The sequence below is a fragment of the Allobosea sp. genome, from assembly GCF_048595345.1.
Lineage (GTDB): Bacteria > Pseudomonadota > Alphaproteobacteria > Rhizobiales > Beijerinckiaceae > Allobosea.
In genome coordinates this window covers 1-25,498 of record NZ_JBMDWH010000027.1, presented here as the reverse complement: position 1 = coordinate 25,498, position 25,498 = coordinate 1, and the positions used below count along the sequence as shown (strand labels likewise).

The window sequence follows — 25,498 nt, the reverse complement described above, 5'->3', positions numbered from 1 at the left end:
CCGATCGCGCCGCTCCGTAAAGAGGCGGCGCCGGAACGCGACGATGACGCCGGCGCTCAGCGCGGCAGGAGGTTCTGTTTGGCGAGGTCGATCACCTCGTCGCCGCGCCCGCTCATCACCGCACGCAGGGCCCAGAGGCCAAAGCCCTTGGCCTGCTCCAGCGAGATCGTCGGCGGCATGGACAGCTCCTGCGTCGCCGTGACCACATCCAGCAGCGCCGGTCCGTCATGGGCCAGCACCTCGGCGATCGCGCCTTCCAGATCGCCGGGATCCTCGGCGCGGACGCCGTGAATGCCGACGGCACGCGCCATGGCGGCGAAATCGGGATTGTCGAGCCGCGTGCCGACTTCGACGAAGCCAGCCGCCTTCATCTCCAACGCGACGAAACCGAGCGTGCCGTTGTTGAACACGACGATCTTCACCGGCAGGTTTTCCTGCTTCAGCGTGATCAGGTCGCCCATGAGCATGGTAAAGCCGCCATCGCCGGAGAGCGAAACGACCTGCCGCCCAGGGTGCGCTGCCTGGATGCCGAGCGCCTGCGGCATGGCGTTGGCCATCGAGCCATGGACGAAGGAGCCCACCAGGCGACGCTTGCCGTTCATGGCGAGGTAGCGTGCCGCCCAGATGGTCGGCGTGCCGACATCGCAGGTGAAAACCGCGTCCTCGCTGGCGAGGTCGCTGACGAGCTTGGCGACATATTGCGGGTGGATCGGCTTGCGGCCCGGCGTGCCTTTCGCCAGCGCATCGAGCCCCTCGCGCGATTTGCGATAGGCAGCCAGGCTTTCCTCGAGATGGGTGCGATCGGTCTTTTCGGCGACATGCGGCAGCAGCGCCGCGATCGTCGCCCCGACATCCCCGACGAGCCCCAGATCGAGCTTGCAGCGCCGCCCCAGCTGGGAGGCCCGGATGTCGATCTGTGCGATCGCCACATCCTCCGGGAAGAACTGCTTGTAGGGGAAATCCGTCCCGAGCATCAGCAGCATGTCGCTGGCATGCATCGCCTGATAGCCGGAGGCGAAGCCGATGAGGCCGGTCATGCCGACATCGTAGGGATTGTCGAATTCGACATGATCCTTGCCGCCCAGCGCGTGCACGATGGGCGCCTTCAGCGCTCCGGCCAGGGCGAGCAGTTGCGCATGGGCCCCGGCGCAGCCGCGCCCGCAGAACAGGGTGACACGCTCGGCCGCGTTCAGCCTGGCGGCTAGCGCCCGAAGCTCCGCCTCGCCGGGCACGACCACAGGTGCAGGCGGCAGAAGCCCTGCAGGCTGCGAGGGCGCGCGCTGCGGCGCGGGCTTCAGCGCAATGTCACCGGGAATAACCACCACGGCCACGCCGCGTTCGCCGACGGCCGCCCTGATCGCGTTTTCGAGCACGAACGGCATCTGGCTCGGGTCGGAGACCATCTCGCAATAGACGCTGCATTCGCGGAAGAGATTCTGCGGATGGGTCTCCTGGAAATAGCCGCCGCCGATCTCGGCCGAAGGGATCTGCGCCGCGATGGCGAGCACCGGGGTGCGGCTGCGCTGGGCATCGAACAGACCATTGATGAGATGCAGGTTGCCCGGCCCGCAGGAACCGGCGCAGACGGCGAGCGCACCGGTGATCTGCGCCTCGCCGGCGGCGGCGAAGGCTGCCACCTCCTCATGCCTGACATGGACCCAGTCGATGCCGCCCTTTCGTCGCAGGGCCTCCGTCAGCCCATTCAGGCTGTCGCCGACGAGACCGTAAATCCGGCCGATCCCGGCCTGCTCCAGAATGTCCACGATCAGATCAGCGACAGTCTGCGTGCTCATCGTTCATCTCTCGATCTGGCTTCGCGTTCGATGCCGCCAAAGCCCTGCAAGCGGGCTCGTCCCAACGGCAAATCAGCTTCATGCTGCGCGAAACGCACCGCAGCCAGGCAGGTTGCATTGCGACATGAGATTGGTGCATTGCAACAGAATTGAGACGACGAGCCTTGATCGCCGACGCTCCCTCGCCATCAGATCTGCGAACGGGCGAGGCTGGCGGCCCAATCCGTGACCTTCTGGCTGGCGGGCCGGCCATGCCAATCATCGAGCGAATAGGGTCGCGAGGCGGCCATGTCGCGGTCGAAAATGGCGATCTGCTCGGCGGCGAAGCGCCGGTCGAACAGATTGACATTGGCTTCGTCGTTGAGCCGAAGCGCGCGGGCGTCGATATTGGTGGAGCCGACGGAGGTCCAGGCGTCGTCGATCACCGCCAGCTTGGCGTGAAAGAAGGTGGGCTGGTATTCGCTGATCCTGACCCCGGCCTCCAGGAGCTCGCCCCAGAAATGGCGCGAGGCCTTGCGCACCAGCCTCGCATCGGTCTGCGGCCCCGGCACCAGGATGAGCACCGCGACGCCGCGGCGCCTCGCCTCGATCAGCTGGCGGCGCGTCAGCTCGTCCGGCACGAAATAGGGCGTCGCGATGCGGATCGTCTTCTGCGCCGAGGCCAGCGCCGTCATCAGCATGAGATGCATGACGTTGCGCTGGTGGGTGGAGCTGACGACGACTTGGGCGGCATGCTCGCCGACAGGCTCCACCTTGGGGAAAAACCGGTCGCCCAGCAGCAATTCGCCCGTCGCCTCGATCCAATGCTCGGCGAAGGCGGCCTGCATCTCGGCGACCGCCGGTCCCTCGACGCGGTAGTGATTGTCGCGCCATTCGTCGGGCGTGCGCGCATCGCCGTTCCACTCGTCGGCGATGCCGACGCCGCCGGTGAAGCCGATCCGACCGTCGACGACGAGCAGCTTGCGATGGGTGCGGTTGTTGAGCCGGTCGAGCGTATACCAGGCGACGGGCCGGAAGCGCACGACCTCGACGCCGGCCTGCTGCATCCGTTCGATCAGCGCCTCGTCCATCGGCACGCTGCCGACCCAGTCGAGCAGCACCTTCACGCTCGCGCCTTCGCGCGCCTTGGCCGCCAGCGCATCGGCGAAGGCGACGGCGATGTCGCCGCGCCAGTAGATATAGGTCTCGAAGGTGATCGTCTGCCGCGCCTGCCGGATCGCTTCCAGCATGGAGGGGAAGATCGCGACGCCGTTGACCAGCGTCTCGACCTTGTTGCCGGGAACGTAGTTCGAGCCGAACAGGGCTCCCATCGAGAGACGCAGCTGCTCGTCAGACGAGGCCAGATGGTGCGGCAGCGGCTCGCGCAGCTCCTGCGGCTCGGGTACCAGATTGACCACCGCCAAACAGGCAAGGATGCCGAAGGCGGCCGAAACCAGGCTGACCAGAAGCGGATGGCGTCGCAGTTTCATCGAGGCTCGGGATCGCAGGCGCGGAGGGTGACGGATTCACCAACGCGCAACCCGGCTTTCGGCTCCGGCCCCGGAGCGAAAGCCGCCTGAAAACCGCAGCCCGCGCGGCGCAGCCATCGTTCGAGCCATCACCCGGAAAGACGATGTCTTGGAGCCTGCTGCGTTTTCTCGGAACCCCGGCGTCGTCCCGGGCTTGCCCCGGGATCCATCGAAGGGCTCCGGAGCTCTGCAATGGATCCCGGAGCAGCACTGCTTCGCAGTTCGTCCGGGATGACGGTCTGGTTCCGAACTAAATCAGCATGCCTTGGACGTCGCGACCGTGCGGGAATGCAAGCCGAAGCGATGCGGCTATTCGAGGCAGGATGTCCGGGAAAATGGTGCCGCTTGAGGGATTCGAACCCCCGACCCCCTCATTACGAATGAGGTGCTCTACCAGCTGAGCTAAAGCGGCGACGCCGGAGCCTCTACCAGCACTGCCGATTCTTGGCAAGGCGCACAATGCAGCGTGCGCCGACGACCCGGCCGCCCACGGGGTGTCAGGGCTTGCGCAGCTTTTCGGTCTCCGGCTTCTCCTGCCCCAGCGCGACGATGCCGCGACGGATGGCGCGGGTGCGGGTGAAATGCCTGTGCAGCGTCTCGCCGTCGCCATAGCGGATCGCGCGGGTGAGGATCGCGAGGTCCTCGTTGAAGCGGCCCAGCATCTCCAGCACCGCTTCCTTGTTGTGGAGGAAGACGTCGCGCCACATCGTCGGGTCGGAGGCTGCGATGCGGGTGAAATCGCGGAAGCCGCCGGCCGAGAACTTGATCACCTCCGACTGCGTCACCGCCTCCAGATCCTCGGCCGTGCCGACGATGTTGTAGGCGATGAGATGCGGCAGATGGCTCGTCACCGCGAGCACGAGGTCGTGGTGCTGCGCGCCCATCACCTCGACGATGGCGCCCATGCCCTCCCAGAGCTGGCGGGTCTTCGCCACCGCCGCGGCGTCCGTGCCCTCCGGCGGGGTCAGGATGCACCAGCGGTTCAGGAAGAGGCTGGGGAAGCCGGCATCCGGGCCGGAATTTTCCGTGCCGGCGACCGGGTGGGCCGGCACCAGCGCCACGCCATCGGGCAGATGCGGCGTCACCGCCTCGATCACCGAGCCCTTGACCGAGCCGACATCGGAAAGGATGGCGCCTTGCTTCAGCGCGGGCGCGATCTCCTCCGCGACGGCACCGCAGGCGCCGACCGGCACGCAGAGGATGATGTGGTCGGCGTCGCGCACGGCTTCGGCCGCCGTCTCGGCGACCGCATGGCCGATTCCGAGCTCGCGCGCCCGCCGGCGCACAGCCTCGTCGCGATCGGCGAGCACGATCGTCCCGGCGAGGTTGAGTTCCTTCGCGGCGCGCGCGATCGAGGAGCCGATCAGCCCGATGCCGATGATGGCGAGGCGACCGAAGACCGGCTCGCCGCGGCGCGGCGCGAAGCTCTCCACGCTCGACATCAGCCGTTGCTCACATTCACGCCGCTCATGAACTCGGCCAGAGCCGCCACGACGAGGCGGTTGGCCTCTTCGGAGCCTATGGTCATGCGCAGCGCGCCCGGCAGGCCGTAACCGGCGACGGCTCGCAGGATGAGCCCACGCTCGCTCAGGTAGGCATCGGCATCCTTGGCGGTCTTGCCCGGCTCGTCAGGGAAGTGGATCAGGATGAAATTGCCGACCGAGGGCGTGACCTTGAGGCCCAGCTTCTCGATCTCGGCCGTGGTCCAGGCCAGCCATGTGTCGTTGTGCTTGATCGCGGCGGCGACATGGGCCTCGTCTGCAATGGCGGCGGCACCGGCCTCGATCGCCGCGCCATTGACGTTGAAGGGGCCTCGAATGCGCTCCAACGCATCGATGACATGCGCGGGGCCGACCATCCAGCCAATGCGCAGATTGGCGAGGCCGTAGATCTTCGAGAAGGTGCGCGTCATCACGACGTTCTCGCTCTCGGCGACGAGTTCGAGGCCGGAGGCGTAGTCGTTGCGGCGGACATATTCGGCATAGGCCGCGTCCAGCACCAGCAGCACATGGGGCGGCAGGCCAGCCTGCAGGCGCTTGACCTCGTCGAAGGGCAGATAGGTGCCGGTCGGGTTGTTCGGATTGGCGAGGAAGACGATCTTCGTCTTCGCCGTCACCGCCGCGAGGATGCCGTCGACATCGGCGGTCAGATTCTTCTCCGGCACCACGACCGGCTTGCCGCCGGCGGCGAGGATGGCGATGCGGTACACCAGGAAGCCGTATTGGCTGTAGATGCCCTCGTCGCCCTCGCCGAGATAGGCTTTGGTGACGAGTTCCAGCAGCTCATCCGAGCCGTTGCCGCAGAGGATGCGGGCCGGATCGAGGCCGTAGCGGCCGGCGATGGCTTGCTTCAGCTTGGTCGAGGAGCCGTCCGGATAAAGCTCGAGCTTCCCAGCAAGGCCGGCGAAGGCCTCGACCGCCTTCGGGCTGGGGCCGAGCGGGGTCTCGTTGGAGGAGAGCTTGTGCAGCTTCACCCCGGCCGGCGCGGCGGATTTGCCGGGGATATAGGCCTGGATTTCGAGGACGCCGGGGCGGGGTGTGGGGCGGGAAGCGGACATGACAAGGGTCTTTCGGGTTCCGTCTCCTGGCGTCATCCTGGCCGACCGAAGGGCGACCCGGGATCCATCGGAGGGCTCAGCGCTCTCGGATGGATCCCGGAGCGCCCTGCGCGACGTCCGGGATGACGGTGGAGGTCTAGGACGACATGGCGTGTGAACTTACGAACGGGCGGATTTGACGGAGAAGCGGGCGGCGTGGCTGCCGATCTCGGCGAAATCGCTGAGGCCGGCGGGGGCCAGCGCTGCGCGGATCGCCTCCTGGTCGACCTCTCCGGAGGCCGCGACCAGGAGGGAAAGATGCGAGCCGTCGGCGGCCGAGGCCGAGACCTCGGCCAGATGCTCGGCGAGGCCCTGGCGCAGGCTCTCGGACCAGCGCTCGACGCGGGCGGCATAGAGCACGATCTCGCGCACGGCGGCGTCCGCCAGCGGCTTGGCGATGCAGTAGACCGGGGTGCCGGCCGGGTGGTCCGGGCGCTCGATGAAGGGCAGGCGCGCGATGATCTTCGGCCGCTCGGGCCCGATCAGATCGCGCCACCAGATGCCGGCGCTGGCTCCCTGGTCCATGCGGAAGATCCCGAGATCGCCCGCCGACTCCGCCACGGTGCGGATCACGGCGCGGGCATCCTCATGCGCCACGAAGGGAACGGTGAAGCCGAAATGGAAGCGGGCCGAATCCCGCATGGCGGCATCGCCGCCCGAGACGTCGGCATGGACGGAGTAATTCGCCTGCACATAGGTGAAGGTCGCGATGATGATGCGCCAGATGCTCTCCACCGTGTCGAGCGGCAGCAGGCCCTTATGACGAAGCGCGAGCCGCTTCATCATGTCCGCCTCGCGGCCGGGGCGGAAGGCGGAGCCGGAGGCCTGCGTCTTCTTGACCGAGATCAGCGTCTCGATGATCTGCGAGCGCTCCATCAGCAGCGCATGCATCTCGCTGTCGATGCGATCGATCTCGGCGCGCAGATCGGCAAGAGTCGTAGGGGCGGCTTGGGTCGTGGGAGCGGCTTGGGTCATGTCGCGCTTCTTGGCTGACGTCCTCAGCCCTCATCCTGGCGAGCGGGCGTCCGCCTGCATCTCGAAGGATGGTCCAGCGGTCACTGGAGCATCTTTCGAGACGCCGCTTCGCGGCTCCTCGGGATGAGGGCTCATGATCGACCACGCTCTTAGCGCCCGGCTTGGCCGTTGGCAAAGCCAGCCGATGCAGTGCCACGTTGACAGACGCGCTTTCGCGCGGCATCGCTAGTTCGATTTTCCGAACGATTGGACCGGCAGGACAAATATCACCTGCCGAGACGGACGAGATGAGCGATCCTTCTCACAGCCTGGCCGATCCGCTGAACGAGGCCAACGAGCCATCGAGCCGCGTCGCGCGGTTCGGTGCCGAAACGCCGCTGCTGATGGATTGCGGCGCCGTGCTCGATCAGTGGCAGATCGCCTACCAGACCTACGGGGAGCTGAATGCGTCCCGATCGAATGCCGTCCTGGTCTGCCACACGCTGACGGGCGACCAATATGTCGCCAGCCGCAACCCGATCACCGGGAAGGGTGGCTGGTGGACGGCGATGATCGGCCCCGGCAAGCCGGTCGATACCGACCGCTTCTTCGTGATCTGCGCCAATGTCGTCGGCGGCTGCACCGGCACCACGGGGCCCGCCTCGACCAACCCGGCGACGGGCAAGCCCTGGGGCCTGTCCTTCCCGGTCGTGACGATCCGCGACATGGTGCGGGCTCAAGGAGCGCTGGTCGATCATCTGGGCATCGAGACGCTGTTCGCCGTGGTGGGCGGCTCGATGGGCGGCATGCAGGTGCTGCAGTGGGCGGCGAGCTATCCGGGCCGGGTCTTCGCGGCGCTGCCGCTCGCGACCGGGGCCAAGCACTCGGCCCAGAACATCGCCTTCCACGAGGTCGGCCGCCAGGCGGTGATGGCGGACCCCGAATGGCGTGGCGGGCGCTATCTGGAAGAGGGCACGCGGCCCTCCAAGGGGCTGTCGGTGGCGCGGATGGGCGCGCATATCACCTATCTCTCGGAGCAGGCGCTGCACCGGAAGTTCGGCCGCAAGCTGCAGGACCGGGAGGCGCCGACCTTCTCCTTCGACGCGGATTTTCAGGTGGAAAGCTACCTGCGCCATCAGGGCGTGAGCTTCGTCGAGCGCTTCGACGCCAATTCCTATCTCTACGTCACCCGGGCGATGGATTATTTCGACCTCGCCGCCGATCATGACGGGGTGCTGGCGAAGGCTTTCGCCGGCACGAAGACGCGCTTCTGCGTCGCCTCCTTCACGTCCGACTGGCTGTTCCCGACCGCCGATTCCCGCGCCATCGTGCATGCACTCAACGCCGCCGGCGCCTCGGTCTCCTTCGTCGAGCTGGAGAGCGACAAGGGCCACGATGCCTTCCTGCTCGACGAGCCCAACCTCTTCGCGACGACGCGCGGATTCCTGGGCGCGGCTGCAAGGGCGCGGGGGATTTGACGATGTCGGCCTTCGATCATCACACCAACCGCATCGATCTGAAACTCGTCGCCGAGATGGTGCAGCCCGGTACGCGGGTGCTCGATGTCGGCTGCGGCGACGGGGCTCTGCTCGCGCTGCTGGCCGAGACCCGGCAGGTCGATGCGCGCGGCATCGAATTGTCGCGCGAGGGCGTGGCCGACTGCGTGACGCGCGGCCTTTCGGTGATCCAGGGCGATGCGGACACCGACCTCGTCGACTATCCGGATGACAGCTTCGACTACGTCATCCTCTCCCAGACCATCCAGGCGACGCGCAATCCACGCTTCGTGCTGGAGCAGATGCTGCGGATCGGACGGCGCGCCATCGTCTCTTTCCCGAATTTCGGGCATTGGCGCATGCGCAGCCAGGTGTTCTTCCAGGGGCGGATGCCGGTGACGGATTCCCTGCCCTATTCCTGGTGGGACACGCCCAACATCCATTTCTGCACCATCCGCGATTTCGTCACGCTGTGCGAGGTCGTGGGCGCGCAGAAGGAACGCGCGGTCGCGCTCGATGCCGCAGGGGGGCGCGTCGGCGTCAACACGCCCTGGTGGCTCTGGAACCTGTTCGGCGCGCAGGCGGTGTTTCTGCTGAAGCGGGGGTAAGGGCGGGGCTGTCCTTTCCCCTTGGGGGAGAAGGTGGCACGGCGAAGCCGTGACGGATGAGGGCAGCGCATCGGCCAAAAGAAAAGAGCCGCTTGCGCGGCCCTTCGCTCATCCGTCTGCTCCGCAGACGGCTTCTCCCCGGAGGGAAGAAGGAAGCCCCGCCGTCAGTTCAGCGGCACGCCGGCCGGGCGGCGCTCCTTGGCCGCCACCACGTCGCCCAGCATCAGCGAGCCGGGGCCGACCGTCACCGGCACGTCTTCGCCATCCTTGATCTGGCCGGCGAGGATCGCTTCCGCCAGCGGGTCCTGCACCGATTTCTGGATGACGCGCTTCAGCGGGCGAGCGCCATAGGCGGGATCGTAGCCCTTTTCCGCCAGCCATTCGCGGGCCTCCTTCGACAGCTCCAGCGTGATCTTGCGATCGGTGAGGAGCTTCTGGAGACGCTGCATCTGGATGTCGACGATGGCGCCCATGTCCTGCCGGCGCAGCCGGTGGAACAGGATGATGTCGTCGATGCGGTTGAGGAACTCCGGCCGGAACGCCTGGCGCACCACGCCCATCACCTCGTCGCGCACCGCCTCGCTGTCCTGCCCCTCGGGCTGGTTCACCAGATATTCCGAACCGAGGTTCGAGGTCATGATGATCAGCACGTTGCGGAAATCGACCGTGCGGCCCTGCCCGTCGGTGAGACGGCCATCGTCGAGCACCTGCAGCAGGACGTTGAACACGTCCGGATGCGCCTTCTCGATCTCGTCAAACAGAACGACCTGATAGGGCCGGCGCCGGACGGCTTCCGTCAGCGCGCCGCCCTCCTCATAGCCGACATAGCCGGGAGGCGCGCCGATCAGCCGGGCGACCGAGTGCTTCTCCATATATTCCGACATGTCGATGCGGATCAGCGCCGAATCGTCGTCGAACAGGAAGGAGGCGAGCGCCTTGGTCAGCTCGGTCTTGCCCACGCCGGTGGGGCCGAGGAACATGAAGGAACCGATTGGCCTGTTGGGGTCCTGAAGACCGGCGCGAGCGCGCCTGACCGCCGTGGACACGGCCTCGACCGCCTCCTTCTGGCCGACGACGCGCGATGCCAGGGCTTGCTCCATCTTGAGCAGCTTCTCCTTCTCGCCCTCCAGCATCCGATCGACCGGCACGCCGGTCCAGCGGCTGACGACCTGCGCGACATGGTCCGGCGTCACGGCCTCCTCGACCATGCCGGCGCTGTCGCCCTTCTCTTCGATCTCGGCCAGCGCCCGCTCCAGCTGCGGGATCTCGCCATAAGCGAGCTCACCCGCGCGCTGGTATTCGCCCTTGCGCTGCGCCTGGGCGAGTTCGTTCCTGGCATTGTCGAGCTTGGTCTTGAGTTCGGCCGCGGCGCCGAGCTTGTCCTTCTCCGCCTTCCATTTGGCGGTGATGGTGTCGGAGCGGGTCTGGAGGTCGGCCAGCTCGGATTCCAGCCGCTTCAGCCGCTCCTTCGAGCCGGCATCGCTCTCCTTCTTCAGCGCCTCCTGCTCGATCTTGAGGCGCACGATCTCACGGTCGATGGAATCCAGCTCCTCGGGCTTGGAATCGACCTGCATGCGCAGCCGCGCCGAGGCCTCATCGACCAGGTCGATCGCCTTGTCGGGCAGGAAGCGGTCGGTGATGTAGCGGTTGGACAGCGTCGCAGCCGAGACCAGCGCCGAATCCGTGATGCGGACGCGGTGATGCTGCTCGTATTTCTCCTTGAGGCCGCGCAGGATCGAGATCGTATCCTCGACCGTCGGCTCCTCGACGAAAACCGGCTGGAAGCGACGGGCGAGAGCGGCGTCCTTCTCGACATATTTGCGGTACTCGTCGAGCGTGGTCGCGCCGACGCAGTGCAACTCGCCGCGCGCCAGAGCGGGCTTCAGCAGGTTCGAGGCGTCCATGGCGCCATCGGTCTTGCCGGCGCCGACGAGGGTGTGCATCTCGTCGATGAAGAGGATGACGCCGCCATCCGAGGAGGTGACCTCGGTCAGGATCGCCTTCAGCCGCTCCTCGAACTCGCCGCGATATTTCGCCCCGGCGATGAGCGAGCCCATGTCGAGCGCAAGCAGCTGCTTGTCGCGCAGGCTCTCGGGCACGTCGCCATTGACGATGCGGAGCGCCAGCCCCTCGGCGATCGCGGTCTTGCCGACGCCGGGCTCGCCGATCAGCACCGGATTGTTCTTGGTGCGGCGCGAGAGCACCTGGATGGTGCGGCGGATTTCCTCGTCCCGGCCGATGACCGGGTCGAGCTTGCCGTCGCGGGCGGCGGCGGTGAGGTCGCGGGTGTATTTCTTCAGCGCGTCATAGGCCTGCTCGGCCCCGGCGGAATCGGCGGTGCGGCCCTTGCGGATCGCCTCGATCGCGGTGTTGAGGCCCTGCGGCGTCACGCCGGCCTTGGCGAGCGCCCTGCCGGCCTCGGTGTCCTTCTCGATCGCGAGGGCGAGCAGCAGCCGTTCGACCGTGACGAACGAGTCGCCGGCCTTCTCGGCCGCCTTTTCGGCGGTGTCGAAGACGCGGGCGAGGCCCGGCGTCAGGTTGAGGCCGCCCGAACCGCCCGAGACCTTCGGCAGCTTGGCGAGCGCCTGCTCGGTGAGCTGCAGCGCGACGCGCGACTGGCCGCCGGCGCGGTCGATGAGACCGGCCGCCATGCCCTCGGGATCGTCGAGCAGTGCCTTCAGCAGATGCTCGGCGGTGAATTGCTGGTTGCCTTCGCGCAAGGCGATGGTCTGGGCCGCCTGAAGGAAGCCCTTCGCCCTGTCGGTGTATTTCTCGATGTTCATTCCGTTCACTCCGCCCGCAGGCGACGCCCCGAAGCGACGCCGAGCCTGCTGCCTTTCGGTCAGGATAGGGCGCCCTGGCGGGCCGCCCTTCGGGTTCAAGATAGTGTGGCTTTCGCGCAACGGAAGGGGTGCCGACGCGATTGACCCGGGGCACGGCGCGGGCGCAGATCGCGCATGGCCGGGACCAAGCGACAGCAGGCGATTCGCAAGGCGCTAAGGGCGCTGGCGCCGGGCATTCCCTTGTCCGATGCGGACGCCGTGCTGGCCCTGGCGGAGCGGCGCCACATGAAGGATCTGCCGCCTTCGACCGCCCTGTGGCTCGCACTCGGCAGCCATGTCCGACATGTCCACACCGACTACGAAAGACTGATGGGCGAGGGCTATGACCGCGACGCGGCACGCTTCTTCGTGGCCGACGAGACCGATGCGGTGCTCGCAGGCTGGGGCTGCCAGCGCTCCGTGAGCGAGGGTGACGACGCCGAAGATTGATATGGCCGCACACGGAAATTGATCTGTGCGGCGATGCCGGCCGGGCTATCGTTCCGCGCCCTCGCCGCCACCTGCGCCGCTGCTCCGAGGGACAGCGTTTGGGCGTACGGGCTGAAGATGGATCAACCGACGGACCTTCCATGCTGATCGACCGGCTCTACCGCTACCCCGTCAAGGGTCTCTCGCCCGAGCGCCTGACCGCAGCCGAACTGCCGGCCGGCGGCTATTTCCCTGGCGACCGGCTCTTCGCCATCGAAAACGGCCCCTCGGGGTTCGATCCGGCCGAGCCGGCGCATCAGCCGAAAACCAGATATCTGATGCTGATGCGCGATGGCGCCCTCGCAAGGCTGCGCAGCCGCTACGAGGATGCGGGCGGCGTTCTGGTGATCCGGGAGGGCGAGCGCGAGGTGCTGCGCGCCGCCACCGGCAGCAAGGAAGGCCGGGCGGCGATCACGCGCTTCTTCGAGGGTTTCATGCCGGCCTCCTTACGCGGCGCGCCGAAGCTGCTGGCGGCCCCGCCGAGCTACCGCTTCACCGATTCGCGCTCGGGCTTCGTCTCCATCATCAACAGCGCCAGCGTCGCCGATCTCGAACAGCGCATCGGCCTGCCGGTCGATCCGTTGCGCTTTCGCGGCAATCTTCTGGTCAGCGGCCTCGAAGCCTGGGCCGAGAACGACCTCGTCGGGCGCGATCTCACCGGGCCGGACGGGCTTCGGCTGCATGTGATCAAGCGGATCGAGCGCTGCGCCGCGACCAATGTCGATCCCGAAACCGGCGAGAGGGACCGGCAGATCCCCAAGGCGCTGATGACCCATTACGGCCATGTCGATTGCGGCATCTATTGCCGGATCATCGCAGGCGGGCGCCTCAGCGAGGGCACCGTTCTGACGCCCGCGGAGGGGGAGCCGGCGGCCTCCTGAGAACCACTTGGCGGCGCCGTCCGACCGAGCCGTCACCACGCGCCCTCGAGCCGTCTCTTCGGCAAGCCTAGACCATGCTGAGTTTTCTCGAACCGGCCCGTCATCCCGGGCCTGCCCCGGGATCCATCGGAGGGCTCCGGAGCTTTACGATGGATCCAGGAGCGGGGCTTCGGAGCTTGTCCTCGGGCCGATCGCAGATCGGACCCGGGGGTAGCTTGTCCGGGATGACGTCGTGGTTCCACGAAATCAGCGTGCTCTAAACGCAGCGCGTCCCCTCGCGCCCATAAAAAAGGGCCCTCGCGGGCCCTTCTTCAATTCAGGATGCAGCGGGGACTCACTCACTCCGCGGCGCTGTCCGTTTCCGAGCCCAGCGCGTTCATGACCTCGCGCGGGGAGCGGCGGCGGCGGGTGCGCTTGGGGGCGGTTTCCGCTCCGGCGTCGTCACCAGCCTCACCGGCGCCGGCATCGGTTTCGACCGGGGCCGGCTCGGGCGCAACGGTGCGCACGGGCGTCGTCAGGAAGGACGGCAGCGCGGCGGCGACGTCATCGCCTTCCGGCTCCGGCTGGCGCTCGCGGCGCGGGCGCCGCTCGGGGCGCGGACCGCGCTCGGCACGAGGCTCGAAGCTGCGCTCGCCGTTCTGCTGCGGCTGCGCGGCGGGCTCGGCCGGGAAGCCCGTCTCCTCGCTGCCGACCGGGATGTCGGAGCGCGGCGCGTCGGGGCGCGGGGCATAACCGCCCTGCCCCTGCTCGCCATTGCGATCGAAGCGACGCTCGCCGCGATCCTGCGGGTTGCGATCCTGCTGCTGATTCCGGTCGAAACGGCGCTCGTTGTTGAAGCGCTCACGGCGGTTCTGGCGGTCGAAGCGCTGGCCGCCCTGCTGCTGGCCGTCGAAGCCCTCGCCGTCGCGCTGGCCGCCGTCATGGCGCTGCCCGCCATGGCCGTTATAGCCGTTGCCGTTGGCCTGACCGTTGATAGGGCCGTTCTGCCGCATCTCGGGCTGAGGGCCGGCGCCGGGCACGTAACCGCCCTGTCCGTCCTCGTCGCCTTCCTCCTCGACCTCGTCCTCGACATCGACGAAGGCCCGGTTGGGCGGGAAGCTGTGGCCGAACTGCTGGGTCAGCTGCTCCTGCGCAGCGAGCAGGATGCGGTAATAATGCTCGGCATGCTGGAAATAGCTCTCGGCCGCGACCGTATCACCTGAAGACTGAGCATCCCGCGCCAGCTGCAAGTATTTCTCGGCGACATGCTGCGCGGTGCCGCGGACCTTTACGTCCGGCCCGTTCGACTCGTAGCTGCGCTGCAACGGATTCGGAGATTTGCGATTGCCGTTGTTGTTGCCGCCGTTGTTGTTGCGGCCGCGCATACGCCGGTTCTGACCTGGTCTCATTCGCGTGTGTCTCGCGCTTCTTCGTTAAGGCAACCGTGGCGCCGTCATGCGCGTTTCGACATACGGCGGGTTGCGACGCCGTGCCGGGCTGAGTGGACCTGAAGGGACCTTGCGCCGTTCCTGGTCTTCACGCGCTCTTGTTCCAAAAGGGGTTCCAGACCCCGTAAGCCGATGGGCGCCGCCTGCGCCCTTTCTCCATTCCGGCACGTCGGATTTTTCGCAGCGGGCCTTAGCCCATCAACGACCTGGCTTGAGCTAAACCTACCGATCAAGGGGGCCGCCCAAGGCTTCCGGCTCCGACGCCGCCAGCTTCGGCTGACTCGGTGCATAACCGCTTTCCGGTGCTTCTCCAAGCGAAATCGACGGAAAGCTGTGCATATTCAAGCGGGCGCGAAGATCAACGCCCGTTCATGCCCCCCGAGGTCGTGTCGAGAGCCGGCGAATTCAAGCCCCCCGCCTCGCATCAGCCTGACGACATGGTCCGCCTGCCCGGCACCGATCTCGAAGACCACGAAGCCGCCCGGCTTCAGCAGCGCCGGGAGGGACCGGGCGAAGAGGCGATAGGGATCGAGCCCGTCGCGACCGCCGTCCAGCGCCAGCAGAGGATCGTGATCGCGAACCTCGGGCGCGAGCGCTCCGATCTCGGCGGAGGGGATATAGGGCGGATTGGACAGGATGACGTCGAAGCGAGCGGACATCCCGGCCGTCCAGTCTCCCTGCCGGAAGCGGGCTCGGTCAGCGAGGCCATTGCGCGCGGCGTTGGCAGTGGCCGTTCGGCAGGCCTCGTCCGAGAGGTCGACGCCGAGGCCCTGCGCCCGCGGGCATTCGCTCAGGAGGGCGAGCAGGAGGCAGCCCGTGCCGGTCCCCAGGTCAAGGATCTCCAGCGTCTCGTCGCGGCGCTGCGACAGGCGCGCCAGCGCCGCCTCGACGATGGCTTCGCTGTCCGGTCGCGGTTCGAGCGTGGCGGGGGACAGGGTGAAGGTGAGGCCCCAGAACTCGCGCTCTCCTACCACCCGCCAGGTCGGCTCGCCGGACAGCCTGCGCTCCGCCAGCCGATGCAGTCGCCCAAGCGCATCCCGATCGAGAACGGCATCCGGATTAGGGCTGCGCGTGTCGAGAACCGTTTCGATCAGGATGCGCGCATCGAGCCCGGCATTGTCGAGACCCGCGGCGGCGAAAGCGGAAACGAGACGACGCCGCGCCTCCCTCACGGGCAGCACGGCGTCGCCTTGGAAGATCGTCATGGCCGAGACGTTCGCCCCCGGCCTTCGCGGGAGGCTCAGTTGCGGCCCGCGCCCTGCATCTTGCGGTCCATGCAGCCGCGCATCTTGATCGCGATCGAGCGCTTGCTCTCGCGCGAGCCGCGCATCTCCATCCGGCACTGCCGGCGCGCCTGAGACTCGGTCATCGCGTTCTGCAGGGCCGCCGGCTCGCCGGCCGTGATCCGGCGGAAGGTGCGGCTCTCCTGCGCCTGCGAGGCGCCGGTCACCGCCAGCGTCATCAGGCCGGCCATTGCGAACATCGAAGCAGTCTTGAGCATCGTGGGGTCCCCCCGTTTGAGATTTCGATGCTCCTTCAACGCCCAAGGCCGGCGTTTGTTTCACGTTCCGCCCGCTCAAGCCGCCGCCTCCGCCGCCAGCAGCCGGGCCTGATGCTCGGCGGTCAGCGCATCGACGATTTCGTCGAGCACGAGCCCCTGCATCATCTCGTCGAGCTTGTAGAGGGTGAGGTTGACGCGGTGATCGGTCACGCGCCCTTGCGGGAAGTTGTAAGTGCGGATGCGCTCGGAGCGGTCGCCCGAGCCGATCTGGGCGCGACGGTCGGCGGAGCGCTCGGCATCGGCCTTCATCCGCTCCATGTCGAAGAGCTTGGCGCGCAGCAATTCATAGGCGCGGGCCTTGTTCTTGTGCTGGGAGCGCTCGTCCTGCACCAGCACGACGGTATTCGTCGGAAGATGGGTGAGGCGCACGGCCGATTCGGTCTTGTTGACGTGCTGGCCGCCTGCGCCGCCCGAGCGCAGGGTGTCGATGCGGATATCGGCTTCGTTCAACGCGATGTCGACCTCGCTCGCCAGGGGCAAGGTCGCCACGGTGGCGGCCGAGGTGTGGATCCGCCCGCTCGCCTCGGTATCCGGCACGCGCTGGACGCGGTGGACGCCGGATTCGAATTTCAGCCGGGCATAGACGCCGCGCCCGCCGATCTCGGCGATGACCTCCTTGTAGCCGCCGACCGTGCCTTCGCTTTCCGACAGCACGTCCACCGTCCAGCCCTTCTGCGCGGCGTAGCGCTGATACATGCGCAGAAGGTCGCCGGCGAAGAGCGAGGCCTCGTCGCCGCCGGTTCCGGCGCGGATCTCGAGAATGACCCCTCGCTCGTCAGCGGCGTCCTTGGGCAGCAGCGCGATCAGCAGATCGCGCGCGCGCGCCGCGATCTCGTCGCGGGCCGCGTCGCGCTCCTCATGAGCGAGTGCCCGCAGCTCGGAATCGGTGGCCGGATCGTCGATCAGGGACTGGGCGCCATCCAGCGTCGCCTTCGCCTGGCGCCAGGCGTCGATGGTGGCCACGACCGGATCGAGCTCGGACAATTCCCGGGCGAGCTCGACGGTCCGCACCGGATCGGCGGCGTGATTGATCTCGTCCGTGGCCGCGGCGTGACGGGCCAGAATGGCATCCAGACGGTCTTCGGGAAGCTGCAGGGACATGAGGCGGGCGGTGAACTCTGAAACGGGGTGGAGAAACGAAAGCCGCGAGACGGCGGGATCGCGCGCGAAGCGTCGCTAGACCGGAATCTTCGATTCGGACGCGAAGGCCGCGAGCTGCGGGCGCAGATTCGTCGCCCCCTCCGGCGAGGCCAGCATCCAGTCCAGCCGCTCGCGCAGCCGGGCGACGTCGAGCGCGCGGAGCATGGCGCGGACCGGCCCGATCGAGGAGGAGGACATCGAGAAGCCGCGATAGCCCAGGCCGATCAGCGTCATCGCCTCCAGCGGCTTGCCGCCCATCTCGCCGCAGACGGTGAGCGGGCAGTCGACCTCTCCCGCCGCCTCGACGATGCGGCGCAGGGCGCGTAGCGCGCCGACACTCAGCGGATCGAAGCGATCGGAGACGCGCTTGTTCTCGCGATCGGCGGCGAAGAGGAACTGCATGAGGTCGTTGGTGCCGATCGAGAGGAAGTCCGCCTCGCGAACGATCTCCGGCAGCTCGAACAGCAGCGAAGGCACCTCGACCATCGCGCCCACACGCAGGTCGCGCGGCGGCTCGACACCCTGCTTCTCCAGCATCGACTGCTCGCGCCGCAGGATGGTTTCCGCCCGGCGGAACTCGTCGGTCGTCGCAATCATCGGCAGCATGATCTTGACGTCGCGGCCGGCGCCCGCCCGCAGCATCGCGCGCATCTGGGCGCGCAGCAGGCGTGGCTTGTCGAGCCCGATCCGGATCGCCCGCCAGCCCAGCGCCGGGTTCTCCTCCTCGATGCGCTCCATATAGGGCAGCACCTTGTCGCCGCCGATATCGAGCGTGCGGAAGGTCACCGGCCGCTCGCCGGCGGCATCGAGCACGGCGGTGTAGAGCGCCTGCTGCTCGCCGGTCGTCGGCATATGCTCGGCGACCATGAATTGCAGCTCGGTGCGGAACAGCCCGACGCCGGCGGCGGCCGTGGCGTCGAGATTGGGCATGTCGACGAGCAGGCCGGCATTGATCTGCAGCGTGATCGGCACCCCGTCCTTCGTGACCGAAGGCAGCGTCTTGAGCTTCTCGTACTGCTTCTGCTTGCGGGCGCGCAGCCGCGCCTTGTCCTTGTAGGCGTTCTCGACATCCGGCTGCGGCCGGATCTGCACCTCGCCCGCGATGCCGTCGACGATCACCGCATCACCGGGCTGGACCAGCGCCGTGGCGTTGACGACCTCACCCACCGCCGGGATGCCGAGCGCGCGGGCCACGATGGCGATGTGGCTGGTGGGGCCGCCCTCTTCCAGCACGAGGCCACGCAGACGGCCGCGATCGTAATCAAGCAGCGCCGCCGGGCCCATCGAGCGGGCGACGAGGATCGCGTTCTCCGGCATCTCCTCGCGCGCCACGCCATTGGCACGGCCGGTCAGCGTGCGCAGCAGGCGGTTGGCGAGATCGTCCAGATCGTGCAGGCGCTCGCGCAGATAGGGATCGGTCTGGCGCAGCATCTTGGCGCGGGTGTCCGACTGGACGCGCTCCACCGCCGCCTCGGCGGTGAGGCCGGTCATCACCACCTCGCGCATCCGCCGCAGCCAGCCCTGGTCATGCGCGAACATGCGGAAGGTCTCGAGCACCTCGCGATGCTCGCCGGTATGGGCGACGTCGCCGCGTTCGATCAGCTCGTCGATGGCGGCGCGCATTTCGCCGATGGCGTCCTCGAGGCGCTTGACCTCGGCTGCGGGATTTTCCGCGATGAGATGGGTGATCGGCACGCGCGGCTCATGCAGCACGGCATGGCCCAGGCCGACCCCTTCCGCCAGCACGACGCCGATGCCGTGGATCGGGCGATCCAGCCCGATCGAGGAACCCGGCAGCGCCAGCGACTTCAGACCGCCGGCCGCGATCATCTCGGCCATGATCATGGCCGTGGTCTGCAGCGTCTCGATCTCCTCCTCGCTGTAGATGCGGGAGGCGCGGTTCTGGATGACGAGCACGCCCATCACGGCGCCGCCGCGCAGGATCGGCACGCCGAGGAAGGAGCGGTAGATCTCTTCCCCAGTCTCCGGGCGGTAGGAGAAGGAGGGATGGGCTTGCGCGTCGGACAAGGCCAGCGGCTCGGCCTCGCTGGCGATCAGACCGACGAGACCCTCGCCGGCCCGCATGGTCGTAAGATGGACCGCCTCACGGTTGAGGCCTTCGGTAGCGTACAGCTCCAACGAGCCGTCGTCACGCAACACATAGACCGAGCAGACTTCGGCGACGAGGTTGCCTGCGATCAGCACGACGAGCCGGTCGAGCCGCTCCTGCGGACTGACCGAAGCCGCCATCACCTCGCGGAGGCGGCGCAGCAGAACGCCCGGTCCTCCGAGAGCGCCTCGCATCGATGTCAGCCCTCCGCCAGCCTCCTCGGATGTCGCAAGGCGACCCCGGTCCCCATCGGCGCGTACCCGAGTCGTCTACCCAGGCCTGTCCGCCTTCTAGCGACCAATGACCGGCTTGGGCAAGCCTGCTCACGGCAAGGGCCTCGGAAGCCCAGTTTTGGTCCCGGCCGGAACCGGTTTGCTGCGCGGGGACGGCCTTCGCGTGGGTTCGGCGAGCCGTCGTCCCATCAACTGCCGACGACCTTCAGCCGCGGCGTGCCCTTGCCGGTGCGCGGGGCGCTCTTGCCCCCCGGCCGATCGGCGCCCGTCGCGCGCAGCGGAGGCTTGGCGGCTCCGGCGCGCGTCTCCGGTTCGGCTTTGGCGTGGGAACGCGATTCTCCGGTCTTCGGGTCGGGCAGGCGATTGCCAGACGCGGCGGGCCGGCCCCCGCTGATCTCGATCGGCCAGGATCGCGGCTCGTCCGGCACCTCGCGCCCGGCGGAAAGCGCGTCGAGATAGCGGTTCGTCCACCAGGCGATGTCGGTCGCCGAGATCGTGCGATACAGGGCCTCGAAGCGGCGAATGCGTTCGGATTTCGGCATGGCGAGGGCGGTGCGGATCGCCTCGGCCACTTCATGCGTATCGTAGGGGTTCACGATCAGCGCCTCGCCCATCTGCTGGGCGGCACCGGCGAAACGTGAAAGCACGAGCACGCCGGGATCGGCCGGGTCCTGCGCCGCGACATATTCCTTGGCGACGAGATTCATGCCGTCTCGCATCGGCGTGACCAGGCCGACCTGCGCGCGGCGGTAGAACCCGGCCAGCGCGCTGCGGGAATACGCCTTCTTGACCACGCGGATCGGCGTCCAGTCGAATTCGCCGAGCTGGGCGTTGAGCCGGCCCGCGACCTCGTCCGACTGGCGGTCGAGCTCGGCATATTCGGGCACGTCGCTGCGCGAGGGGGGCGCGATCTGGAGCAGGCCGACGCGGCTGCGCTGGTCGGGATGGCTGCGCAGGAACTGGCCGAAGGCCTCCAGCCGCTGCACGATGCCTTTGGAATAGTCGAGCCGGTCGACACCGATGACCAGCTTGCGCTCGCCCAGCGATTCGCGAGTCGCGCGCAGCGGCGTCGCCGCCTGCCTCACCGAAGCCGCGGCGAGGCGCCGGAAGGATTCGACGTCGATCCCGATCGGGAAGGCGCGGATGACGGTCTTGCGTCCGCCCAGCCTCAGGGTGCTGCCCTCCGCCTTGCCGCCGCAGAGCGAGACCAGCCCGTCGATGAGATTGCGCGCGTCGATCTGCGTCTGCATGCCGACGAGGTCATAGGAGGTCAGGGTGCGGATCAGCGTCGAGCTGAACGGCAGGGCGCCCAGCACATCGGCAGAGGGCCAGGGGATGTGATGGAAATAGCCGATGCGGTTGCCGATGCCACGCCGGCGCAGCTCGGCGGCCAGAGGGATCAAGTGGTAATCATGAATCCAGATGACGTCATCGGGCTGGATCAGCCCCGCAAGCGCGCGGGCGAAGCGCCGGTTGACGCCGAGATAGCCCATATAGTCGCTGCGCTGGAACTCGGTCAGCCCGAGCCGGTAATGCATGATCGGCCAGAGGGCGCGATTGGAAAAGCCGAGATAGTAGCTCTGGCGCTCGGCCTCGCCGAGATCGGTGAGGGCGTAAGTCACCTTGCCGCGCTGGATCTGGCGGATCTCCTGCGACGGGCCTTCGCTGACGGCGCCGCTCCAGCCGAACCAGAGGCCGCCATGCTTCTCGAGCGCCTCGCGCAGAGCCACCGCCAAGCCACCCGCAGCCGCTTTTTCGTTGCGGTCCGGCACGGTGACGCGGTTCGAAACGACGACGAGACGCATGGCGGCGGAGACTCCTTGGGATGTTTGGCGCGGGCGTCGCCCGATTTTCGCCACAGGTGGCAGGAACGAAACGTCGCCAGCGACGTAATGTTTCCAAAGCGGGCGCTGCTGCTCGGGGCTGCCCCAAAGCGACGGCGCACACAAACCCCGCATCTCTATGGTAGACAACGAGCCTCGCGATGCAAACCGCAGCGCCCCGGCTCGATGAACGGAAAGGCATGATGCAGGTCGGAGCGGTGTCGACGCGGGCCAAATGCCTCGTCGGTGCCGCATTTGCCTTGCAGATCCTCGCAATGACGATGTCGACCGCAGCCGATACAGCCGTCCCTCTGGGACAAAGCCTCGCGGGCCAGAGCGATCTGGCGCTGTTTCTTGATTTCGACGGAACGCTGGTGGAGATCGCGCCCTCGCCCGAGCATGTGAAGCTGGACCGGCGCGTCGGTCCGGCTCTGGAGCGACTGAAGGCGCAGCTCGGCGGCGCCCTCGCTCTCGTCTCGGGCCGGCCTATCGCCTTTCTCGACGAGCGGCTCGCGCCGCATCGCTTCGACATTGCCGGTCTCCACGGCGCCCAGATCCGGCTCGGCGAGGAGATCCGCACGCAGACCGATACGCCCGATCTTCAGGAGGCGCTGCGCGACCTCGTGCGCTTCGCCAACAGCCATGTCGGCATCATCGTCGAAGACAAGCGGATCTCGGTCGCGCTGCACTGGCGGCTGGCGCCGCATCTGCACGAGGAGGCGCTCGATCTGATGCGCCGGACGGCGGCCAAGCTCGGCCCCGCGGTCAGGCTGCAGGAGGGCAAGGCGGTGGCGGAGATCGTCCCGGCAGGCGCCAGCAAGGGCAACGCTATCGCCTGGCTGATGAGCACGCCGCTCTATGCCGGGCGCCGCGCCGTCTTCATCGGCGACGACATCACCGACGAGGCGGGCTTCGAGGCCGTCAACGCCATGGGCGGGCTCTCGGTCCGCATCGGCAGCGACCATGAAAGCCAGGCGCAGCTGCGGCTGGCTTCCCCCACGGTGTTGCGGCAGATATTGCTGAACGCGGCCGAGACCGGCCCCCTGACCGCCGCGAGCTTTTCCCGGGACTGACTCTCCATGACTGTGACGACCTCGGCCGCAGGGCAGTATTCTGCCTCGCTCGACCTCGGCGTGATCGGCAATTGCTCGATCGCGGCGCTCATCGACCGCCGCGCCCGCATCGTCTGGGGCTGCTTTCCGCGCTTCGACCGCGATCCTGTCTTCTGCGCGCTGATCGACAACGAGGCCGATGACGGCGCCGCCGAAGCCGAAAAAGGCGTGTTCGGCATCGAGCTGATCGGCATGATCCGCTGCGAGCAGAGCTATCTCGACAACACCGCGATCCTGTCTTCCGTGCTCTCGGACGATCAGGGCAACGCCATCGAGATCCTCGATTTCGCGCCCCGCTTCGTCCGCTACGAGCGCTTCTTCCGCCCGCCGCAGCTGGTGCGGCGCGTGCGGCTGATCTCGGGCCGACCGCGCATCCGCGTGATCGTGAAGCCCGCGCTCGGTCTCGGCGAGGCGCCGGACGAGATGACGCGCGGCTCCAACCATGTCCGCTTCGTCGGCGCCGACCAGACGATCCGTCTGACGACCAATGCGCCGCTCTCCTATGTGGTGGAAGGCACGCCTTTCGCGGTCGACCAGACCTATTCCTTCTTCATCGGCTCGGACGAGGCGCTTCGTGCCGAGATCGAGACCACCTCGCGCGAATTTCTCGACAAGACCACCGATTACTGGCGCGACTGGGTGCGCTCGCTGTCGCTTCCCTTCGAGTATCAGAGCGAGGTCATCCGGGCCGCGATCACGCTGAAGCTCTGCGCCTTCGAGGAGACCGGCGCGATCGTCGCGGCGCTCACCACCTCGATCCCGGAGGCGCCGGGCACGCAGCGTAATTGGGACTACCGGTTCTGCTGGCTGCGCGACGCCTATTTCGTCGTGCATGCGCTGAACCGGCTCGGCACAACGCGGACGATGGAGGACTATCTCGGCTTCATCAAGAACATCGTCGACAGCTTCACAGAGAGCGGCGCTGACCATCTGCCGCCGCTCTATCCGATCACCCGCGACGGGGCGCTGACCGAGTTCGAGGCCGCGAACCTGTCAGGCTATCGCGGGCACCGGCCGGTGCGCTTCGGCAATGGCGCGGCGACCCAGATCCAGAACGACGGCTATGGCGCGGTGGTGCTGGCCGCGACGCATTCCTTCTTCGACAAGCGGCTGATCCAGCCGGGCAAGGAGGCGCTGTTCGCCCAGCTCGAGCATATGGGCGATCGGGCGCTGGCCGTCTTCGACAAGCCCGATGCCGGGCCGTGGGAGCTGCGCGAGAAGGAGGCGGTGCATTCCTTCTCCAGCGTGATGTGCTGGGCCGCCTGCGACCGGCTGGCCCGCATCGCCGGCACGCTCGGGCGGGCCGACCGAAAGGAATTCTGGAAGGGCCATTCAAAGCGCATCAAGGCGATCATCGCCGAGCGGATCTGGAACGAGGCGAAGGGCCATTTCGTCTCGACCTTCGACGGCGAGGATCTCGATGCCACGCTCCTGCTCCTGGCCGAACTCGGCTTCGTGAAGGCCGACGATCCGCGCTTCGTCGCAACCGTCGACGCCATCGGCCGCGATCTCAAGCGTGGCGACCTGCTGCTGCGCTACGCGACGCAGGACGATTTCGGCTACATGCACACCGGCTTCCTGATCTGCGCCTTCTGGTATGTCGATGCGCTCAACGCCATCGGCCGCGGCGAGGAGGCCAAGGCGCTGTTCGGCCGCATCCTGCAGCGGCGCAACAGCTTCGGCCTGCTCTCGGAAGACGCCGACCTCAAGACCGGCGAACTCTGGGGCAATTTCCCGCAGACCTATTCCCATGTCGGCCTGATCAACTGCGCGATGCGGCTGAGCCGGAACTGGGAAGAGGCGTTCTGAGAGGCGCGCGATGTCCCCTCTCCCCCTGGGGGAGAGGGTGAGGGTGAGGGCGTTTTCCCTCATCCGTCAGCGCTTCGCGCTGCCACCTTCTCCCCCGAGGGGAGAAGGACGAGCTGATATCACTCCACCTTCGCCGCAGCACGCATCACCGCCAGCGCGAGCGTCTGCGCGGCGGGCACCAGGCTTTCGACTTCGAGGAACTCGTCCGGCGTATGGGCCATCCCGCCTGTCGGGCCGACGCTGCAGAGAGTCGGCGTGCCCTGCGCCGCCGTGAAGCCGGAATCGGCGCAGCCGCCGGTGAATTCGGCGATCACGTCGATGCCGAAGCTCGATGCGGCCTCGCGATAGGTCTCGTAGAGCGCGGCGGATTCGGTCGAACGCTCCAGCGGCAGGAACTCGCCTTTGATCGTCAGCACCGCGCTGGTGCCGGCAACCTCCGGCGTCTCGACGATCGCCTTGATCTTGCCGACCATCTCGTCGCGCTGGGCGGCGGTGACATAACGCAGGTCGATCTCGCACCAGGCGCCCGGGGCGATGGTGTTGACGGTCTGGCCGCCGCCGATCAGCCCGACATTGACGGTGATGCCCTTCTCCAGATCGGTCAGGCCCTGGAGCCTGGGGATCTTGTGGCCGAGATCGACGATGGCCGAAGCGCCCTTCTCGTAATTCGCGCCGGATGGGGCGGGCTTGCCGGTGACGTCGGCGCGCTTGAAGACGCCGCCCTTGCGCCCGCTCGTCACGGACTGGCGCTTGTCTGCGGCCGAGGCCGCGCCGGCCGGCAGGCGGCTGGGCTCGGCATTGAAGACGCAGCGCGATTCGCGCGCCGCCGCCTCGATCACCGGCCGCGAGGAGGGCGAGCCGATCTCCTCGTCGCTGGTGGTGAGCATCGTCAGCGGCGCAGCGAGACCGCCGCATTCGGCGAAGGCGGCGGCGACGAAGGCCTCGATGACGAGGCCGCCCTTCATATCCGCGACGCCGGGGCCATAGGCGCGCGTGCCCTTGATGGTGAAGGGCCGGCGCGTCGGCTCGCCCTGCGGGAAGACCGTGTCGCGGTGGCCGAGCAGCAGCACCGGGCGCTGGTCGTTCGCGGTCGGGTTCGGCAGCCTCGCCTTGACCGCATCGCCGAAGCGGCTGTC

General features: G+C 67.6%; 19 protein-coding genes and 1 tRNA gene. 6 read left to right on the top strand and 14 right to left on the bottom strand.

Annotated elements, in window-relative coordinates:
- Positions 1-56: 56 nt before the first annotated feature.
- The 6 genes from poxB to ACOJTB_RS03705 form a co-directional block, all read right to left on the bottom strand.
- On the bottom strand, positions 57-1,793 hold the full coding sequence (poxB, locus tag ACOJTB_RS03730) for a ubiquinone-dependent pyruvate dehydrogenase (protein WP_420101176.1): 1,737 nt from the start codon (positions 1,791-1,793) through the stop codon (positions 57-59).
- 188 nt (positions 1,794-1,981) lie between these two features.
- Positions 1,982-3,262, bottom strand: a complete 1,281-nt coding sequence (locus ACOJTB_RS03725) for a phospholipase D-like domain-containing protein (protein WP_420101175.1) — start codon at positions 3,260-3,262, stop codon at positions 1,982-1,984.
- Between the two features lie 375 nt (positions 3,263-3,637).
- Positions 3,638-3,713: transfer RNA gene (locus ACOJTB_RS03720), tRNA-Thr, on the bottom strand.
- Between the two features lie 85 nt (positions 3,714-3,798).
- Entirely contained in the window at positions 3,799-4,743 is a 945-nt protein-coding gene (locus ACOJTB_RS03715; protein ID WP_420101174.1) for a prephenate/arogenate dehydrogenase family protein, read from the bottom strand.
- The gene (gene hisC, locus ACOJTB_RS03710) at positions 4,743-5,858 is read right to left on the bottom strand and encodes a histidinol-phosphate transaminase (RefSeq protein WP_420101173.1); all 1,116 of its coding nucleotides are present in this window, start codon (positions 5,856-5,858) and stop codon (positions 4,743-4,745) included. Before hisC ends, ACOJTB_RS03715 begins: the two co-directional genes overlap by 1 nt.
- A gap of 159 nt (positions 5,859-6,017) precedes the next feature.
- Positions 6,018-6,872 carry a chorismate mutase gene (locus ACOJTB_RS03705; RefSeq protein ID WP_420101172.1) on the bottom strand — a complete coding sequence of 285 codons (855 nt, stop codon included), beginning with the start codon at positions 6,870-6,872 and terminating at the stop codon, positions 6,018-6,020.
- A gap of 287 nt (positions 6,873-7,159) precedes the next feature.
- On the opposite strand from ACOJTB_RS03705, the gene metX reads away from it, so the two are divergent.
- The gene (gene metX / locus ACOJTB_RS03700) at positions 7,160-8,329 is read left to right on the top strand and encodes a homoserine O-acetyltransferase MetX (protein ID WP_420101171.1); all 1,170 of its coding nucleotides are present in this window, start codon (positions 7,160-7,162) and stop codon (positions 8,327-8,329) included.
- Between the two features lie 2 nt (positions 8,330-8,331).
- Positions 8,332-8,955 (top strand): methionine biosynthesis protein MetW, encoded by a 624-nt coding sequence (gene metW, locus ACOJTB_RS03695; protein ID WP_420101170.1) that lies wholly within the window; start codon positions 8,332-8,334, stop codon positions 8,953-8,955.
- A gap of 164 nt (positions 8,956-9,119) precedes the next feature.
- On the opposite strand, the gene clpB is transcribed toward metW, so the two are convergent.
- The gene (gene clpB / locus ACOJTB_RS03690; RefSeq protein WP_420101169.1) at positions 9,120-11,738 is read right to left on the bottom strand and encodes an ATP-dependent chaperone ClpB; all 2,619 of its coding nucleotides are present in this window, start codon (positions 11,736-11,738) and stop codon (positions 9,120-9,122) included.
- Between the two features lie 174 nt (positions 11,739-11,912).
- Between clpB and ACOJTB_RS03685 the strand changes: the two genes are divergently transcribed.
- Complete coding sequence (locus ACOJTB_RS03685) at positions 11,913-12,227, top strand: DUF2293 domain-containing protein (protein WP_420101168.1); 315 nt, start codon at positions 11,913-11,915, stop codon at positions 12,225-12,227.
- Between the two features lie 140 nt (positions 12,228-12,367).
- Entirely contained in the window at positions 12,368-13,147 is a 780-nt protein-coding gene (locus ACOJTB_RS03680) for an MOSC domain-containing protein (protein ID WP_420101167.1), read from the top strand.
- Between the two features lie 338 nt (positions 13,148-13,485).
- Here the strand turns inward: ACOJTB_RS03680 and ACOJTB_RS03675 are convergent, their stop codons facing one another.
- The 6 genes from ACOJTB_RS03675 to otsA all read right to left on the bottom strand — a co-directional run bounded on the left by ACOJTB_RS03675 (position 13,486) and on the right by otsA (position 21,423).
- Complete coding sequence (locus ACOJTB_RS03675; protein ID WP_420101166.1) at positions 13,486-14,511, bottom strand: DUF4167 domain-containing protein; 1,026 nt, start codon at positions 14,509-14,511, stop codon at positions 13,486-13,488.
- A 404-nt stretch (positions 14,512-14,915) separates the two neighbouring features.
- Positions 14,916-15,779: a peptide chain release factor N(5)-glutamine methyltransferase gene (gene prmC, locus ACOJTB_RS03670; protein WP_420101165.1), complete on the bottom strand. Its 864-nt coding sequence runs from the start codon at positions 15,777-15,779 to the stop codon at positions 14,916-14,918.
- 35 nt (positions 15,780-15,814) lie between these two features.
- Entirely contained in the window at positions 15,815-16,075 is a 261-nt protein-coding gene (locus ACOJTB_RS03665) for a hypothetical protein (RefSeq protein WP_420101164.1), read from the bottom strand.
- A 75-nt stretch (positions 16,076-16,150) separates the two neighbouring features.
- Complete coding sequence (prfA, locus tag ACOJTB_RS03660; RefSeq protein WP_420101163.1) at positions 16,151-17,236, bottom strand: peptide chain release factor 1; 1,086 nt, start codon at positions 17,234-17,236, stop codon at positions 16,151-16,153.
- A 75-nt stretch (positions 17,237-17,311) separates the two neighbouring features.
- A complete protein-coding gene (gene ptsP, locus ACOJTB_RS03655; protein ID WP_420101162.1) occupies positions 17,312-19,579 on the bottom strand; it encodes a phosphoenolpyruvate--protein phosphotransferase in 2,268 nt (755 codons plus the stop codon).
- A 227-nt stretch (positions 19,580-19,806) separates the two neighbouring features.
- The gene (otsA, locus tag ACOJTB_RS03650; RefSeq protein WP_420101161.1) at positions 19,807-21,423 is read right to left on the bottom strand and encodes an alpha,alpha-trehalose-phosphate synthase (UDP-forming); all 1,617 of its coding nucleotides are present in this window, start codon (positions 21,421-21,423) and stop codon (positions 19,807-19,809) included.
- A gap of 218 nt (positions 21,424-21,641) precedes the next feature.
- Here otsA and otsB point away from each other — a divergent pair, with 218 nt between their 5' ends.
- Both otsB and ACOJTB_RS03640 read left to right on the top strand, forming a co-directional pair.
- Positions 21,642-22,514, top strand: a complete 873-nt coding sequence (gene otsB / locus ACOJTB_RS03645) for a trehalose-phosphatase (RefSeq protein WP_420101160.1) — start codon at positions 21,642-21,644, stop codon at positions 22,512-22,514.
- A gap of 6 nt (positions 22,515-22,520) precedes the next feature.
- A complete protein-coding gene (locus tag ACOJTB_RS03640) occupies positions 22,521-24,362 on the top strand; it encodes a glycoside hydrolase family 15 protein (protein ID WP_420101159.1) in 1,842 nt (613 codons plus the stop codon).
- A 119-nt stretch (positions 24,363-24,481) separates the two neighbouring features.
- Here ACOJTB_RS03640 and ACOJTB_RS03635 read toward each other — a convergent pair.
- The coding region (locus ACOJTB_RS03635) for a M20 family metallopeptidase (RefSeq protein WP_420101158.1) at positions 24,482-25,498 on the bottom strand (1,017 nt) is incomplete at its 5' end.